Here is a 16,999-nt window from a genome sequence, read left to right on the forward strand (position 1 = left end):
GTGGCACCACTCCGATTCCATCCCGAACTCGGTTGTTAAACGCTGCGGTGGCGAAGATATTTGGCGGGTCACTGCCTGAGAAAATAGCTCGATGCCTGGTTTATTTTACATAACTCCAGATCCTTTCTGAATACCAGATTGGGGCTTGTGTTTTTTTGTAGTGTTAAGGGGCCGTGCGCATTCGGAAAGAGAGAGAATGAAGGTCACTATCACAGACAAAAACCAATTATCCGGACATAATATCAGAGTTTATTTGAGCAATTTCTCTGGCGAGCGATCGCACTGTTGGGAATCCCTTCCTCCTCCAAAAAGAGTGAATGGTTTGGGTATTGATATTCAACTGTCGCGCGATCTCGCTTAGTTTTTCTGGCGACTGGTGCAAAAACATTTTTTTAGCAATAATTTGACAGTTGCAGTCGGGACGATTTTTAGGATAACACTTTCGCAGTTTAGCTTCGGGATCTCGATTAATGTATTGCGCGATCTTTCGTGCTAAACTTTTGTTTTCCTCAGCTTCAAGCGGTTCGATATAAGCGTCAATACTGCCCAAACATGGGTGGTAAAATTGGCTGCGTTCTCTAACATCTAGGGAAACCATATTTTTGGGTTTTGCAGCGTATAAATCTCTAATTCGATACCGGAGATTACCGTTAATCCAAGTCACGAAACTGTCTCGAATCGGAGAACTGCGGGGATGAAAATTGTGAAGGTTATTGTCTAACCATTCCCAAGTTTTATTTACCGCTTCTAAATAATAGGGATGAGAACTTTTTGACAATTTTGGCAAGCGTTGCACTTTCAGCAACAATCGCTCCATTGATTTTCGACGCTGCAAACTATCGCGAGGTTGCGAGCAAATAGTTAAAATGAGTTGACATAGTTGTTCATCTTGGGGAGTGCGATCGGAATATTGTTCTAGTGCTGCTGTCAATTTACTTATGCGCTCCATCACAGTCCTCCTAGTAAACGAACCTCTATTTAAGGTTGTCAAAAATCAGGGCTAAGTTGCCAAGGATTTAAGATGATTTCATACAAGCGATCGCTTGTATGAAATCTTGGGCGATCGCTCTTTTACCTTCGATATTAATGGTGAGAAGAAATCAAGAAACTCAACATCAGACAAATTTGAAATCAACTCTTCCCGTTCGGGCAGTTAAGCTCAAGTCTGTTACCCCCTGAACAATACCAATCCTATCTGCGTTTTTCAAGGAAATTATGGTATCAGAACCCTGACGGATTAACTGATAGTCGTTAGCGCTTCCTTTGAGTTGGATGTAGTCATCTCGAGTTGAATAATCTGTAATAATTGCATTACCGTCACCTTGATAGAAAACTCCTTGTCGTGCATTGCCAAGTACAAAAGTATCTGCACCAGCTCCACCCGTTAAAGTGTCAAATTCGCGACTGACATAACTGGCATAGCCGTCAAGGTAATCATTTCCATTGCCGCCAATGAGGGAATCATTGCCCGCTTCGCCGTACAGGCTATCATTGCCACCCAAACCGATTAAAGTATCGTTGCCGGCTCCTCCACTAATGCGATCGTCCCCTTCTGTGCCCCTTTTTGTGTTTACAGGAACACCGCCACCATTTTTCGACTCCGAGTAGGCTTGAAGTGGACTCATTGTATTGGTTAGAACAAAATTCCGACTTCCTTTTGTTTGATAGGGAATTCCACCAATAATACTGGAATCAAAAGGTGCAGTTTGAACCTCTATGTGGAGATGAGTGTTCCGACCTTGGTTTTTGACTGTACCGACGATCGGATCTCCAATATTCACAGAATCTCCAGGTCTCTTGCTGGTTTGGATGTGACCATATATCCAGCGCTTTCCATCATTACCTTCTACAGTCACAAATTGCCCAGTTGCACCATAAGATACAACATTAATGATTTTTCCCGGAACTACCGCTGAGACATTTATGTTCGCACCAACTGCATAATCAATCCCAGCGTGGGAGACATTATTACCATTGTAGGGATTGCCATTAGCACCGCTGTATTCGTAGGCATAACCAGCACTCATTGGGGCGGAGAATCCAACCAGTTTTTGAGACAATTCCCTAGAGAGTTGTTTCACTTCTGGTGAGGCTTCTTTGATATTGGTAAGCTTACCACCTGTACTGGAATTATCGTCAAATTGCCAGCCATCTCCACTTTGTAAATCCCACTGTTGGTCGGTTGTCGGTAAAGGCACAATCGTTACTCCTGTTTTCATCGATTGACTTGACATTTACTATGTTGTTTCAAAACCAATAATTTTTCAGTCTGGTAAAGTGGGTTGTTTCACAGCTCAATTTTGTCGATAAAAGTCGCTTTTGGCTGAGTTGGTCGGCAAGAGTTGGAAAAAGTAGGGCGATCGGAAAATGGGTTATACTGAAGTATGATTTTTGCATAACTCCCAAATATGAACGTTGACACTGCGTTAGAACTTGCAGAGGCGTCTTTTCATGCTCGGACGGGGAGATCCCCAACCGATCTGCAAAAAAACATATTTCGTAAGGTATTAGAAGATAAGACTTACGAGCAAATTTCCAGTGAATGTAACTGCAACCTGAGTTATGCTAAGGAGTTAGGTTCCGAATTCTGGCAACTGCTGTCATCTGCACTGGGGAAAGAGGTTAGGAAAAAAAGCTTTAAGAATATACTTGCAGAAGACGATCGCTCCTCACCAACTCTTCCGCTGCCCGAAAAATTGCCAGAATCAGCGATCGCCCGTTCTCGACAAGATTGGGGGGAAGCCCCTGATGTCTCTGTTTTCTACGGACGTACAGAAGAATTGACCGCACTGAAGCAGTGGATTGTAACAGACCGCTGTCGGCTGGTGGCACTGTTGGGCATGGGGGGAATTGGCAAAACGTCTCTGTCTGTCAAACTGGCACAAAAAATTCAAAATGATTTTGATTTTATTATCTGGCGAAGTCTCGATCGCACTCCACCCATACATACCGTCCTCAAAGACATCATCCGATTTATCTGTAGCCAAGAGGAAACAAATTTACCAGAAACACCCTCTGATGCCATCTCGCGAGCGATCGAGTGTTTAAACGCGCACCGATGTTTGGTAATAATTGATGGAGTCGAGACAATTATGGAAACAGGTTTGTTGGCTGGCAGATATCGAGACGGATATCAGGATTACGGTAGATTTTTCAAAAAAGTAGGTGAATTGAACCATAAAAGCTGCTTGGTATTGACAACTTCAGAAAAATCTATCGACATTTCATTATTAGAAAATCGAACTCGCCTTGTTCGCTCTCATAAAGTGAGTGGCTTGAAAAATGAACCCGCACAGCAAATTCTTCTCGAACGAGGGTTAGTAAAAGAAAAAGAATGGAATGATTTTATTGAAAGGTACGAAGGAAATCCTTTAGCACTATGGATGATTTCAGCAACAATTATCACTTTATTTGCTGGTAAAACTTCTGATTTTCTCAGAACAGGTACGATTTTTATAGGAGGTCAAATAGAGGTAGTTTTATCCCAGATGTTTGAACGTGTAACTGATTTAGAAATAAAAGTAATGTGTCAATTAGCTATACTTAACAAATCTGTTGACTTTAATCAATTGCGATCGGAGATTTCGTCAGATATATCTAGCTCAACATTAATGAATGCTTTGGAGTCATTAAGTTGGCGATCGCTGATCGAAACCGAAATCGGTCAAGACTTGTTTAGGCTACAGCCTGTAATTAGGAAATATGTTATTAATCATTATTGTATGTAACAAATAACAATTTTTAGGTCGTACTCTGAAATCCTTGATTTTCCCGAAAGCCTATAGTGTGCTTTGTTAGCGTTCCCCTCGTTCTCGATCGCCCTGAAACCCTGATTCTACGGTTGGCGATCGAAAACTGTCCGAAGAGTTGAAATAAAGCATATTTTATTTGCCATGCTTCAGCCTGGATTGATACTTCAAAATCGCTATCGTATTGTGCAAGAGTTAGATTTGGATACTCGCGGAGGATTTGGCAAAATCTTTGATATTGTTGAGGATCAAGGGATGCCAAAAATTCTCAAAGTTCTGCATTTTGAGAATTGTTCAAACTTGCAGGAAAAACAAATAGCAGTATCCCTGTTTGAGCGAGAGGCTCATGTCTTAATACGACTAGATCATCCAGGAATTCCTAAAGTAGAACCCGACGGATATTTTCTCTATCAAGAAGGAGGAAACACGCTTTACTGTCTAGTGATGGATAAAATTTACGGTCATAATTTGCAGCAGTGGCTAAAGCAGATAGATTATCAACCCATCAGCCAACAACAAGCAATTAATTGGTTAAAGCAACTGGTAAATATTCTAGCTTACTTGCATCAGCAGCATTATTTTCACCGAGATATTAAGCCAGCAAATATCATATTAAAACCTGACGGTCAACTGGTGTTAATCGACTTTGGAGCAGTGCGGATAATCACAAACACTTACCTTTCAAAAATTGCGGACGAGAATGAGGGGGAAGTTACAAAGATATATACCAAAGGCTACGCTCCGTTCGAGCAAATAAAAGGCAAAGCGCTGCCTCAATCCGATTTCTATGCCTTGGGACGCACTTTTGTCTTTCTTTTAACCGGAAAAAATCCAACTGACCTTGAAGACGAGCTATATCAAGAGGTGATTTGGCGAGATCAAGCACCACAAATTTCGGGATTGCTGGCAGATTTAATTGATGAGCTGATGGCTTTCTATCCGAAGAATAGACCGAAAAATCCCGAAGCAATTTTACAGGCTATAGCTAAGATTGAATGCCCTAGTGAAGAAGGGTTGTCGGCAGTTCCTCCGACTGAGTTACAGGGAATTAGCCCGCTGAATACTGAAAGAAAGTGGCTGAAGTCATTTGCTAAAACTAAGAAAGCATTAGTCGGAATTGGAATAACAGCATTTGCCTGCGTCAGTGTATTAATTTTACCTAAATTTGTTCCTTTACAAGGTCAACCTCCTGCACCTTTAAAAAATCTTTCTCTAATCAACACCTTGAAAGGAGGTTCGGAAGTATTTGATGCAGTCACCTCAGTTGCTTTTAGCCCTGACGGACAGACCCTTGTCAGAGGTAGTTACGATGAACCGATCGAACTTTACAATTGGCGTACAGGGAAAGTCATTAAAAAACTATCTAGAGCTTCATCAAAGCTTTGGTCGGTTGCAATCAGTCCGGATGGAAAATTGCTAGCTACGGGGCCGCTACTGGAGGAGGATGCGAAAAATGAGAAGGACACAACAATTAAGTTGTGGAATCTAGATACTGGGATGCTTTTGGGCGCTCTCAAAGGTCATTCTAGCGATGTTAGATCGATTGCTTTTAGCCCGGATGGTCTGACCATCGCTAGCAGCAGCCATGACAAAACAATCAAACTGTGGCGTGTTAACACAGGAGAGCTGCTTTATACTTTTTACGGACACACTAACAACGTTACTTCGGTCGCTTTTAATCCTGATGGCAAAACCCTTGCTAGCGGCAGTGACGATCTGACTATTAAGTTGTGGAGTCTGAATAGTAGGAAATTAATTCGCACTCTTAAAGGACATTCAGCGCAAGTTTTGTCTGTCGCTTTTAGTCCTGACGGTCAAACCCTTGTTAGCAGTAGTGGCTGGAACGAAGTTAGCCGTATTGCTGAAAATAGTATTAAACTGTGGAATCCGAAAACAGGGGAATTGCAGCGCACTCTTACTGGACATCTAAGTTGGGTTTGGTGTCTGGCTATCAGCCCGGATGGGAAAACTCTGGCAAGCGGCAGTTATGATAGCTCCATTAGACTTTGGAACCTGCATACTGGCGAATTATTGCAAACTCTCACCGGACATTCAAATTCGGTTTATTCTGTTGCTTTTAGCCCCGATGGGCAGACTCTTGCCAGTGGCAGTCCAGATAGTTCTGTTAGGATTTGGAGTATTCCCCGTTAATAAAGCTTAGGAATGAGAATTAAATAACTTACAATTTTTATTGTTCTTGTGGGATGGGCCAGAAGAGCCCGTCCAGAAAAGACGGGTTCTTCTGGCCCATCCCACAAATATGTGTAAGTTATTAAATTTTCGTTCCTTAGTAGCAGCAAGCAAGTTTGTTGGTGAATCGATCTACCAATTAAGTTCTACAAACAGAGGATTGGACTGAAAAAAGACTATTCTTTTATGCCCAATCCTCAACTATCTAAAAACAGCAGTCACTCGATAGCTGCTAATTATCCTATCTACGACCACCGCGAGTAGGACGGCTACAGCTACTACAACCTCTGCTAGTGCAACCACAGGCAATTAGCTGCTGCGATCGCTCTTGTGCCTGCGACTGTGACAACTCTCTGTTTGTTTGGGCGCTTGCTGCTGCTAAAGAAGGTGCGACATCTACGGCAATTATCGCTCCTGAGAGAACCAGCAAACCAAAACTCAAAAATCCAAAACGCATTGATTAACTCCCTTTTTCACTTGATTAACTTAACCTATTCATATGATGTCAGGGAAGCCCAAATTTTTCAGTATAGAAAAGTCGGCACTTTTGTAGCCCCCTTGAGTTGGAAAAAGTCGGGTTTAGCAGGCTGGGGGTTGGAAAGAAGTCTGTGGAAGAAGACGGGGCAGAAGAAGGCATCGCTTACTAACTGTTCGTAGCATGGGTTTTTTAAAGTGAAATTATGCTTGGCTTCGATCATTCATAAGACGGTACTTTGACAGATTTTTCGGTTCTCTTGTAACGCGATCGCCCGCCATACGATCCAAAGCGGGGAGAATGACCACAACAAAATTCACTTTTTTCTTTGTGGAACAAGCATCTTGCCTGTTTTTATGTGAGAATTTTCCAACCAGCAACAGCAAGCTCAACGCTAGCCGGCGCCAGACGATCGACCTAAAACAAGTGTCCCGCTTCCAAGTACAATCATCAGTTGTGATAGATTGGGTTTCTGGCAGGCTAATGTGAGAAATCGGCTCTAACCCACCTGTGGTTGTGGAACAGGCGTCCGACCTGTGGTTGGCGGAGTCAATCTCAAATCTCAAATCTCAAACCTAAAATCGACATGACTTTGACAAATGATTGAAGTAGAACACTTAAGCAAAACTTACGGTTCGACCGCAGCGATCGCGGACGTGTCTTTTTCGGTCGAAGCAGGAGAAATACTCGGGTTTTTGGGGCCCAACGGCGCCGGCAAAACCACAACCATGCGGATTTTGTCGGGATATTTGCCGGCATCCAGCGGTACCGCCCGGATCGCTGGCCTCGACGTTCACGAAAATTCGATGGCTGTCAGACAGCGGATCGGCTATCTTCCGGAAAACCCGCCGCTTTATCCAGAAATGAGCGTGGAAGGGTTTCTATTTTTTGTGGCGCGGATCAAGCAAGTCCCTGCAGGCGATCGCGCCCGACGTGTCACATCCGCGATCGAACGCTGCGGCCTGGTTGATAAACGCAAAGTTTTAATCCGCAAACTTTCTAAAGGATTTCGGCAACGAGTTGGTATTGCACAGGCGATCGTCCACGATCCCCCCGTCATTATCCTGGACGAACCAACCGTCGGCCTCGACCCGCGACAAATCATCGAAGTCCGCAACTTAATCAAAAGTCTTGCAGGCGAACACACTATTATCCTTTCTACCCACATTCTGCCGGAAGTCAGCATGACTTGCAGCCGCGTCACCATCATCAATCGCGGTCAAATCGTCGCCGCTGGTACTCCCGAACGTTTGATGGGAGAGTTGGCCACCGGGGAAGGTTACGAAGTCGAAGTCGAAGGTGAGGCGGATTTGCTCAACAGTCTGCTGTTGCCTTCTTTGGAAAATGTGCGGGGAGTTCGATCGATCGAATTGATTCCCAGCCAGCAATTTTTAGCCAGTCGCTACCGCCTGCGGGCAGAATGCGAATCGGAGGTGGAACCAGGACGAGAAATCGCCGCAGCTATTATCGCCTCAGGATTCGGACTCTGCGAAATGCGCCGCAATCGCGCTACTTTGGAAGATGTGTTTTTACGGCTGACAGCGGCCCAAAAGAAACCGGAAGAAAGTCTGGTTCACAGCGAACCCGAGGTCGATCGCAATCTACAAGCAGCGACAGAAATTCAAGACTCGATCGCCGACTCTCATCAATCGGAATCAGCACCGATTGTGGAAAATCTAGTTTCAGATAGGCAAGAATCTGTCTATGATGCTCATCCAGTATCCGACGAACCAGTTTTAGAAACACTAGAATCTCTCTATGATGCTCATCCAGTATCGGACGAACCAGTTTTAGAAACACTAGAGTCAGATAGGCAAGAGTCGCTCTATGATGCTGAATCAGTATCAGAACCAGTTGTAGAAACTGTAGAGTCGATCGCACATTCTGATTCAGGATCAGAACCAGTTGTAGAAACAGTGGAGTCGATCGCACATTCTGATTCAGGATCAGAACCAGTTGTAGAAACAGTGGAGTCGATCGCACATTCTGATTCAGGATCAGAACCAGTTGTAGAAACTGTAGAGTCGATCGCACATTCTGAATCAGTATCAGAACCAGTTGTAGAAGGAGTCGATCGCACATTCTCAACCAGAACCGATTGTAGACAATCGGGAAGTGGCCCAAATCCCAGAGTCGATCGCACCTTCTCATTCAGGATCAGAACCAGTTGTAGAAACAGTGGAGTCGATCGCACATTCTCAACCAGAACCGATTGTAGACAATCGGGAAGTGGCCCAAATCCCAGAGTCGATCGAGCTTGCTGAGCCAGCATCAGAACCAGAAGCGGAAACAGTAGAGTCGCTTTATGATTCTCACTCAGCATCCGAAACACTTGCAGAAACATCAGAGACAATCAATGATATAGAACCAGAAATGCAACCTGTTGCAGAATTTCTGCAAATTGTCGAAAGACAAGAGTCGAGCGAGCTTTCTCAACCAAAATCCGAACCTGTTGCAGAAATCGTAGAGTTGAGCGAACCTGTTGCAGAACCTGTTGCAGAAATCGTAGAGTCGATCGAACCAAAATCCGAACCTGTGGCCCAAATCGTAGAGTCGATCGAGCTTTCTCAACTGGAACCTGTTGCAGAAATCGTAGAGTCGATCGAACCTGTTGCAGAACCTGTTGCAGAAATCGTAGAGTTGAGCGAACCAAAATCCGAACCTGTGGCCCAAATCGTAGAATCGAGGGAGCTTCCTCAACCAAAATCCGAACCTGTTGCAGAACCTGTTGCAGAAATCGTAGAGTTGAGCGAACCTGTTGCAGAACCTGTTGCAGAAATCGTAGAGTCGATCGAACCTAAAGCCGAACCTGTTGCAGAAATCCTAGAGTCGAGCCAACCTGTTCGCGAACCTGTGACCCAAATTGCAGAGTCGATCGAGCTTCCTCAACCAAAATCCGAACCTGTTGCAGAACCTGTTGCAGAAATCCTGGAGTCGAGCGAACCTAAAGCCGAACCTGTTGTCAAAAATCGGCAAGTTAAAAAAAGGGCACAACCGAGTAGCGATTCTCAAGGAGAACAACCACCTGTCAACAGAAAGCGAAAAATAGAAAGAAAGCAACAAGAGAGCAACGACAGCGAAACACGACCCGGAGGCGACTCAGAATGAAGCAATTACCAATACCCAATTACCAGAAATAATTGGTTGAAAGCCGGAACACGAGTGACGGAGGAATTAAAATCAGACTATTCATTACTCCAATCCTCATCCTTCTAGGTAGAAGTAGCTTTCAAACTGTCAACTGTCAACTGTCAACTGTCAACTGTTGAACCATTCCCAATTCCTAAATGTTAGTAATGATTAGTAATATCATCGCCATTTACCGCAAGGAACTGCAAAGCTATTTTGCATCACCATTTGCCTATGCTATCGCAGCAGTCTTTTGGCTGATCACCGGCTACTTTTTAATCGCCATTCTCCTCGCCCCCGACGGCCTAATTCCTCAAATCACCCAGCGAGATAGAATGGGAATTACCGAACCTGCGATCGACATAGCCTATGAATTCCTGCAACTTTTTCTGCGAATCATGGGTTCCCTTTCACTGTTCGTATTACCAGCACTCTCCATGGGACTTTACGCAGAAGAACGCAAGCGCGGCACCTTAGAACTTTTAGCCACATCGCCCTTAACCAACTGGGTCGTTGCTACCGGCAAACTCCTCGGCGTTTTAACATTTTATACCACAATGTTGCTGCCACTGCTCTTCTGCGAGGCGATCGCCCTAAGTTCCTCAACCCCACCCGTACCCCCCGGCGTCGTGCTGCTAGGACACGGCGGCCTAATCTTACTAGCAGCCGGAATATTGTCCCTCGGAATGTTTATTTCATCCCTTACAGACAGCACGATTTTATCCGCCATCCTCACCTTCGCTCTAGTCTTATTTCTGTGGGTAATCGATGCAGCCGCCGTCGGTATCGGCGGGCCCTTCGGAGCAGCATTAGGACAGCTTTCACTCCTAACACATTACACTAATCTTGTCAAGGGAGTTTTTGATACTAGCAGTATAATTATCTTTGCCAGTTACATCATTCTAGGAGTATTTCTCACAGCACAGTCGATCGACGCTTTGCGATATCAGCGTTCTTAAAAACAACGGGCATGGGGCATGGGGCATGGGGCATGGGGCATGGGGCATGGGGCATGGGGCATCGGGCATCGGGCATTAATCTGCCTACTGACTTATTCCTTCTTCTTCCCTCTTCCTTCTTCCTTCTTCCCTCTTCCCTCTTCCTTCTTCTCTCTTCCTTCTTCCTTCAACATTCGGTTATATTTTCAGGGTAAATGATTCTACCAAATAAATCAAACAATGAGATTTATCAATCCCAAAATCGACTTTGCGTTCAAAAAGATCTTCGGTTCCAGCGACAGCAAATACATCCTCATTAATTTTTTAAACGCCATCCTTTATGAAGCACAGCCTGTCATTAAAGACTTAGAAATAATCGACTCCCAACCGGGAAATAAAACTTTTGGAGTCCCAGACACACACCTAGATGTCAAAGCCACAATTAACGGTGGCAGAATCGCCCTGATTGAAATCCAACTGCTCAACGTGCCTTCCTTCGAGAAAAGAGTGTTGTACAATGCTGCCAAAGCCTACAGCGGGCAATTAACAGGAGAAGAACGCTATGAAAGACTAAAAACAGTAACTTCCTTGAAAATTGCCGACTTTGAAATGTTTGAAAATCAGCCTGAATTTATGACTAGGTTTGTTTTCAAAGAAAAAGAGCAAAAATTTGATTGTCCAGATACTGAAATAGAATTAGTATTTGTGGAGCTGCCAAAATTCAGTAAAGAATTAGCACAATTAGAAACAGGAGCCGACCAATGGATTTACTTTCTCCAAAATACCAGTATTCTGGAGACAGTCCCCGAAACACTGAGTGCTGTTCCCGAAATTCAGAAAGCTTTTAAAATTGCCAAGAAGGACAATTTTAGTCAAGAAGAATTAAAAGAGTTGCAGAACCAAGAACAGTGGATCCAAGACCAGCAGATTGCGATAGAAGTAGCAAGAGAACAACTGACAAAAACTGCTCAACTCTCATTAATATTGCGTCAACTTGTGCGACGCTTAGGCACAATCCAACCGGAACTAGAAAACTCTATCCGTCAATTAGGATTACAGGAATTAGAAGAATTAGGAGATGCCGTCCTGGATTTCAATAGTCTCTCAGATTTAACAGCCTGGTTGGAGCAGACTAATTCAATATAGAATAACATTCTTGAACCGGAATTTGCTCACACAAACAATATTTAGCTTATGAAAATTACCAAAACAAATTGGAAATACGTTTTTTGGCTGGGCCCTCTCCTCACCGCAGCGGGGGTAACAGCAGCACTTGTATCCGCAGCGTGGGAACCCCTGACAGTCGGTTTAGTTATTGCCGGAATAGTGACGATCGCACTTTGGCTGCTATCCTTGACTTACGAACAAGGCTTTTGGGGGCGACGTTCCACTCAAGCGAGTACCAACGCCCTGATTGCTACCCTCGCTGTCTTTGTGATTCTGGGAGTAATTAACTTCATAGCCTTTCGCTATCCCCTCCGCATCGACTTAACCGAAAGCCAACAATTTACCCTCGCCCCCCAGACTCAACAAATCCTGCGAAACCTGCAACAAACAGTCAAGGTTTGGGTATTTGACCCCATCCAAAATCCGCAAATTAAAGAATTGCTGCAAAGTTACAAACGCGAGGGAGGCGAAAAGTTTCAATACGAGTTTGTTGACCCCCAGGCCCAACCGGGAAAAATCCGGGAGTTTAGTATTACCAGCATCGGAGAAATTTACTTGCAATCCGGTGAAAAAAAACAAGTGCTGCAAAAAGGTGGTACTGCTTTTGGTAGTGACCCGAATCAAGGTCTTTCGGAGATAAAACTTACAAATGGCTTAGAAGAAATTCTCAGCACTCGTACTCCTACAGTTTACTTTTTGCAAGGCAAAGGAGCTCGCCCGCTGAAAGAAGGTCAAGGCGGAATTCAGCAAGCTGAAAAAGCTCTGAAAGATAAATACTATAACTCTCAAACGCTGAATTTGAGCGAACGCAAAGAAGTTCCAGAAGATGCAGATGCTTTAATTGTTCCTGGACAGGATAAACCTTTTTCGGATGTAGAAATTAAAGCACTAAAAGCTTATCTCGATCGCGGTGGCAGTTTATTCTTAATGGTAGACCCGGCAATTAATACGGGATTAGACAAATTTTTGCAAGAATGGGGTGTAAAACTAGACTCCCGTTTGGCCATCGATGCTTCGGGTAGTGGTCAAAGATTCGGCCTGGGCGCGACGGTTCCCACAGTCAGGCGTTACGGGGAACATCCGATTACTCAAAGTTTCGGTAGCGGTATTTCATTTTATCCGTTTGCACGCGCTTTGGAAACTTCGCCTGTAGTAGGGATAGAGGAAAAACCGCTGATTTGGACGAGTCAGGAAAGTTGGGCGGAAAGCGATTTGACGACTAAAAAATTGGAGTTCGATCCGAAGACCGATCGACAAGGCCCGTTATTATTAGGTGTGGCTTTGGTGCGATCGGGTTCTGAGAGCACTCCGTTAAACCCCTCAGCCTCACCAACACCAGTCACGCCTTCACCCCAACCATCGGCGACAACTTCGCCATCGGCGACAACTTCACCATCTCCTACAACTTCGCCATCGCCAACAACATCGCCATCGCCGAAAACATCGCCATCGCCGAAAACATCGCCATCTCCGACCACTTCCCCGACAACATCGCCTTCACCCCAAGCATCGCCGACAACTTCGCCGACAACTTCGCCATCTCCGACCACTTCCCCGACAACATCGCCTTCACCCCAAGCATCGCCGACAACTTCGCCGACAACTTCGTCATCACCCCAAGCATCGCCGACACCATCGCCGAAAACTTCCCCATTACCAACAACTTCTCCATCACCAACAACTTCGCCATCTCCAACAACCTCGCCGACAGCTTCCCCAATCAGCTACTCGGTGATTGTCTCCCAGGAAGCTACCCCTCCAGCAGTACCGACAATTTCGCCAATACCGGCAGCATCTTCCACAGCATCGCCGGAGAGTTCCTCAACACCAACACCCACAACATCTCCCACAGCATCTCCTGAAAGTTCGCCCACGCCAACACCAACAACATCTTCCACACCAACACCAACAACATCTCCCACAGCATCTCCCAGTCCAAGCACAACTCCTTCTGTGCCTTCTACTCCTACAAAAACATCGCGCATGGTAGTAATTGGTACATCTCAATTTGTGACTAACGGTTGGTTTGACCAACAACTCAATAGCGACGTGTTTCTCAATTCAGTGAGTTGGTTGAGCAAACCAGACCAGCAAAGCTTTTCTATCAGCCCGAAAAAAGCTACCAACCGCCGCATTAACATGAATGATGTCCAAGTAGGATTGTTGGTTTTAGCTTGGCTGATTTGGCCTTTACTGGGACTGGGCGTTGGTGGCGCTATTTGGTGGAAAAGAAGATAATTATGAAGCAAGTTCGGCAACGAGCAATGTACGGGATTTAACGGATGTAACGGATTTATTTGCCTGTTTCTTGTTTTTCAACCCATTCCCAATTTCCAATTCCTAATCCATAATTCCCGTAGGGTGCGTCAGGGGGGAATTATTAGTCTGAAATCAAAATATTTAACCCTGACGCACCCTACAATAACTACTTTGCTTCTTGCTTGTTTTTCCACCAATTGCTAATTCCCGTAGGTGCGTCAGAGGAAAAATTATTAGTCGGTGTCAAAATATTCAAGCCTGACGCACCCTACAATCTGATACTAATTCCCGTAGGTGCGTCAGAGGAAAAATTATTAGTCGGTGTCAAAATATTCAAGCCTGACGCACCCTACAATCTAATGACTAATGACTGCTGACTAATGACTAATGACTGCTGACCATGCCGAATTCCTCATTATTATGAAATTGCAGAAAAATACATTTATATTGATAGCTGTTGCGTTGACCATGGCGGGGTTGGTTTCTTTGTACGAGACGCAAGTGTCCCCAAAACAGGAGGCGGCTAAGGACGAAAAACATAAAATTTTTACTTTCAAGTCCGATCGCGTACAATTCTTTACAGTCAAAACTCCGGAAAAAATATTGACTTTTGAACGAGTTTATGCTCGTAAAGGAGGTAAGTCTAGCTGGGAAATGAAATTGCCGGTGCAAGCACACGCGAGTCAGGCATCGGTGGATTTTTTGCTAGATAGGCTGGGAACAGGAAAGAGCGATCGCACAATAGATATTACTGCCGCTCAACTGCCAGAATTCGGTCTCGACCAACCGCAAGCCACAGTCACAGTCAAGCTGGACAACCAGGAAACTCACCGCCTAGTTTTAGGCAAAACAGACTTTAGCGGCCGCTTCTTGTACGCCCAAGCCAACCCGGCGGAAGCCCCACCTCAAAATGGGGCAGAAACTTTGCCCGTGCTGCTAGTACCGTTTGACTTTAAAAATGCCGTCCAACGACCTTTGTCTGAATGGAAAAAAGCAGAAGCGCCCAAACCAGAGAAACCGCAAACACCCTCTCCCACGCCATCTCCCACGCCAAATCCTGAAAATCAATAGATGATCGGTGGATTGAATTTGGTGCGGGACACAGCAGATTTGGTCTTGCCCAGCAACACTCTGAGATAGAATCTAAAGAACAAATTCTAAAACCTCTCAATTCCAACATTCCTCGCCTAAAATACAGAAAAGTCTAAAGTTAAACTGTATTAAAATAGCGTGCATTACCCCAGGAACGGGCGAATATGTTTCAGACAGCACTCAACCAAGGTACGACAGCAAAGGATACAGCGCTTGACGTTGAACTCCGCAAGGTCTTTAAGGTATTTAATGGCGAAACCGCAGTCCGCGGAGTTGACCTCAGCATTCGTCAAGGAGAATTTTTTAGCATTCTCGGGCCCTCCGGCTGCGGTAAGACTACCACGCTGCGCTTAATCGCTGGGTTCGAGACTCCCTCGGCGGGCGAATTGATGATTCGCGGCCAGTCGATGACCAATACTCCAGCTTACCGCCGTCCGGTAAATACTGTGTTTCAAAGCTACGCCCTGTTCGGACACATGAATGTCTGGGACAATATCGCTTTTGGATTGCGGATTAAAAAGCTGGGGAAATCGGAAGTAGAAGAACGGGTACGGGAAGCTTTGCAATTGGTGAAAATGGAATCTTTCGCCAACAGGTTTCCGGGTCAAATGTCGGGCGGCCAGCAGCAGCGGGTGGCTTTGGCGAGAGCTCTGGTAAATCGACCGGCGGTTCTGCTGCTGGACGAACCGCTGGGAGCTCTGGATTTGAAGTTGCGGAAGCAGATGCAGTTGGAATTGTCGAATTTGCATCAAGAGTTGGGTTTGACTTTTGTGATGGTGACTCACGACCAAGAAGAGGCGATGAGTCTTTCTAACCGGATTGCGGTGATGCACGAGGGCAGGATTGAGCAAATTGGTTCGCCTGAAGAAATTTATGAGTGCCCGCAGACGGCTTTTGTGGCGGATTTTATTGGGGATACGAATTTGTTTTCTGGTACGGTGGAGGCGATCGACCGATCGACTATTACAGTTCGCACATCAGCCAATCTGAAAATAGTCGTTCAGCAGTCGGATATGTGGAATGGTGTCATCGGTGACTCTGTGGTGGTTAGCGTCCGGCCTGAAAAAGTATATTTGAATCTCTACCAGCCGGAATTGTCGGTTAACTGTTTTGAAGGGCGGCTCAAAAATATCATGTACATGGGCACTCACGTTCATTACGTGGTTGAATTGGCGTCGGGCGATAAAATTACGGTGCGCCAACCCAATACGGGCGGTTCTTTCCCAGACCCGCAGACGCCGATTTATGCTTACTGGGGAACTACTGATTGTCTCGCTTTGGGCGATCGATCCTAACGATGGAGAGGGGGAGAAAGGGAGAAAGGGAGAAAGGGAGAGGGGAGAGGGGTTGACGCACAGTATCAATTTTTCTAACAATCATTCACATACACTACTAGATGGGTGATATTTGGTGAATGGCATACATACCACTTAGAAAGGCTGTCGAATTTCTAGGTCTGCATCCAAACACGTTAAGGAAGTACGCAGATGAAGGGCAGATTAAATCAATCAAAAATGGAGCAGGGCAACGCCTTTACGACGTTGACTCATACCAAAAAGATGGAAGCATCTGCTCAATCATCTGCTACTGCCGAGTCAGTAGTACCAAACAAAAAGACGATCTTGCTAGACAAGTCGAATTCATGCGACAGCGATACCCCGACTCGGAAATCATCCAAGACATCGGCTCTGGACTCAATTTCAAAAGAAAAGGACTGCAAGCCTTACTGGTCAGATTTATGCGCCCAGATCAGCTCACGATTGTTGTTGCCTGTAGAGACAGATTGTGTAGATTCGGATTTGAACTATTCGAGTTCATGGCAAAACAAAACGGTGGAGAAATCGTGGTTCTCTCAAATCCTGTTCACGCGAGCGAATCCGAACTTACAGCCGATCTTCTTGCCATCCTTCACGTGTTTAGTTGCCGAATGCACGGTCTTAGAAGCTACAGCCAGAAAATCAAAGAAGATCCGACTATTCCTAAGCCCTGAACAAAAGGCA

The 16,999-nt window shown here is 45.1% G+C and carries 12 protein-coding genes, 1 rRNA gene and 1 pseudogene; 11 read left to right on the forward strand and 3 right to left on the reverse strand.

Going from position 1 to position 16,999, the window contains the following annotated elements:
* Positions 1-100, forward strand: a 5S ribosomal RNA gene (rrf, locus tag JGK22_RS18245); the annotation flags it as partial.
* A gap of 126 nt (positions 101-226) precedes the next feature.
* Here the strand turns inward: rrf and JGK22_RS18250 are convergent.
* The gene (locus JGK22_RS18250; protein WP_293191745.1) at positions 227-949 is read right to left on the reverse strand and encodes a hypothetical protein; all 723 of its coding nucleotides are present in this window, start codon (positions 947-949) and stop codon (positions 227-229) included.
* A 166-nt stretch (positions 950-1,115) separates the two neighbouring features.
* A complete protein-coding gene (locus tag JGK22_RS18255) occupies positions 1,116-2,219 on the reverse strand; it encodes a peptidoglycan DD-metalloendopeptidase family protein (RefSeq protein ID WP_293184973.1) in 1,104 nt (367 codons plus the stop codon).
* Positions 2,220-2,408: 189 nt separating this feature from the next.
* Between JGK22_RS18255 and JGK22_RS18260 the strand changes: the two genes are divergently transcribed.
* The gene (locus JGK22_RS18260; protein WP_293184972.1) at positions 2,409-3,728 is read left to right on the forward strand and encodes an NB-ARC domain-containing protein; all 1,320 of its coding nucleotides are present in this window, start codon (positions 2,409-2,411) and stop codon (positions 3,726-3,728) included.
* 165 nt (positions 3,729-3,893) lie between these two features.
* A complete protein-coding gene (locus tag JGK22_RS18265) occupies positions 3,894-5,900 on the forward strand; it encodes a serine/threonine-protein kinase (RefSeq protein ID WP_293184970.1) in 2,007 nt (668 codons plus the stop codon).
* Between the two features lie 280 nt (positions 5,901-6,180).
* Here the strand turns inward: JGK22_RS18265 and JGK22_RS18270 are convergent, their stop codons facing one another.
* Positions 6,181-6,396: a hypothetical protein gene (locus JGK22_RS18270; protein WP_293184968.1), complete on the reverse strand. Its 216-nt coding sequence runs from the start codon at positions 6,394-6,396 to the stop codon at positions 6,181-6,183.
* Between the two features lie 617 nt (positions 6,397-7,013).
* Here JGK22_RS18270 and JGK22_RS18275 point away from each other — a divergent pair.
* The 8 genes and pseudogenes from JGK22_RS18275 to JGK22_RS18310 all read left to right on the forward strand — a co-directional run.
* Positions 7,014-7,964, forward strand: a pseudogene (locus JGK22_RS18275) (ABC transporter ATP-binding protein); the annotation flags it as partial.
* Positions 7,965-8,643: 679 nt separating this feature from the next.
* Positions 8,644-9,522 (forward strand): hypothetical protein, encoded by an 879-nt coding sequence (locus JGK22_RS18280; protein ID WP_293277514.1) that lies wholly within the window; start codon positions 8,644-8,646, stop codon positions 9,520-9,522.
* Positions 9,523-9,701: 179 nt separating this feature from the next.
* The gene (locus JGK22_RS18285; RefSeq protein ID WP_293184963.1) at positions 9,702-10,502 is read left to right on the forward strand and encodes an ABC transporter permease; all 801 of its coding nucleotides are present in this window, start codon (positions 9,702-9,704) and stop codon (positions 10,500-10,502) included.
* Positions 10,503-10,721: 219 nt separating this feature from the next.
* A complete protein-coding gene (locus JGK22_RS18290; protein ID WP_293184962.1) occupies positions 10,722-11,627 on the forward strand; it encodes an Rpn family recombination-promoting nuclease/putative transposase in 906 nt (301 codons plus the stop codon).
* 48 nt (positions 11,628-11,675) lie between these two features.
* Positions 11,676-13,886 (forward strand): Gldg family protein, encoded by a 2,211-nt coding sequence (locus JGK22_RS18295; RefSeq protein WP_293313359.1) that lies wholly within the window; start codon positions 11,676-11,678, stop codon positions 13,884-13,886.
* 408 nt (positions 13,887-14,294) lie between these two features.
* The gene (locus JGK22_RS18300) at positions 14,295-14,978 is read left to right on the forward strand and encodes a DUF4340 domain-containing protein (RefSeq protein WP_293184959.1); all 684 of its coding nucleotides are present in this window, start codon (positions 14,295-14,297) and stop codon (positions 14,976-14,978) included.
* 185 nt (positions 14,979-15,163) lie between these two features.
* Positions 15,164-16,294, forward strand: coding sequence for an ABC transporter ATP-binding protein (locus JGK22_RS18305; protein WP_293184958.1), 1,131 nt, complete (start codon positions 15,164-15,166; stop codon positions 16,292-16,294).
* Between the two features lie 119 nt (positions 16,295-16,413).
* Positions 16,414-16,989, forward strand: a complete 576-nt coding sequence (locus JGK22_RS18310) for an IS607 family transposase (protein ID WP_293184957.1) — start codon at positions 16,414-16,416, stop codon at positions 16,987-16,989.
* Positions 16,990-16,999: the final 10 nt, after the last annotated feature.

Origin of the sequence: Microcoleus sp. PH2017_08_TRC_O_A (assembly GCF_020738665.1) — a bacterium.
Taxonomy (GTDB): Bacteria; Cyanobacteriota; Cyanobacteriia; order Cyanobacteriales; family Microcoleaceae; genus Microcoleus.

What these genes read in the sequence shown, in the direction of transcription:
- JGK22_RS18250 (WP_293191745.1), bottom strand. Translation starts at nt 949, where the DNA reads ATGGAGCGCATAAGTAAATTGACAGCAGCACTAGAACAATATTCCGAT.
- JGK22_RS18255 (WP_293184973.1), bottom strand. Translation starts at nt 2,219, where the DNA reads ATGAAAACAGGAGTAACGATTGTGCCTTTACCGACAACCGACCAACAG.
- JGK22_RS18260 (WP_293184972.1), top strand. Translation starts at nt 2,409, where the DNA reads ATGAACGTTGACACTGCGTTAGAACTTGCAGAGGCGTCTTTTCATGCT.
- JGK22_RS18265 (WP_293184970.1), top strand. Translation starts at nt 3,894, where the DNA reads ATGCTTCAGCCTGGATTGATACTTCAAAATCGCTATCGTATTGTGCAA.
- JGK22_RS18270 (WP_293184968.1), bottom strand. Translation starts at nt 6,396, where the DNA reads ATGCGTTTTGGATTTTTGAGTTTTGGTTTGCTGGTTCTCTCAGGAGCG.
- JGK22_RS18285 (WP_293184963.1), top strand. Translation starts at nt 9,702, where the DNA reads ATGTTAGTAATGATTAGTAATATCATCGCCATTTACCGCAAGGAACTG.
- JGK22_RS18290 (WP_293184962.1), top strand. Translation starts at nt 10,722, where the DNA reads ATGAGATTTATCAATCCCAAAATCGACTTTGCGTTCAAAAAGATCTTC.
- JGK22_RS18295 (WP_293313359.1), top strand. Translation starts at nt 11,676, where the DNA reads ATGAAAATTACCAAAACAAATTGGAAATACGTTTTTTGGCTGGGCCCT.
- JGK22_RS18300 (WP_293184959.1), top strand. Translation starts at nt 14,295, where the DNA reads ATGACTGCTGACCATGCCGAATTCCTCATTATTATGAAATTGCAGAAA.
- JGK22_RS18305 (WP_293184958.1), top strand. Translation starts at nt 15,164, where the DNA reads ATGTTTCAGACAGCACTCAACCAAGGTACGACAGCAAAGGATACAGCG.
- JGK22_RS18310 (WP_293184957.1), top strand. Translation starts at nt 16,414, where the DNA reads ATGGCATACATACCACTTAGAAAGGCTGTCGAATTTCTAGGTCTGCAT.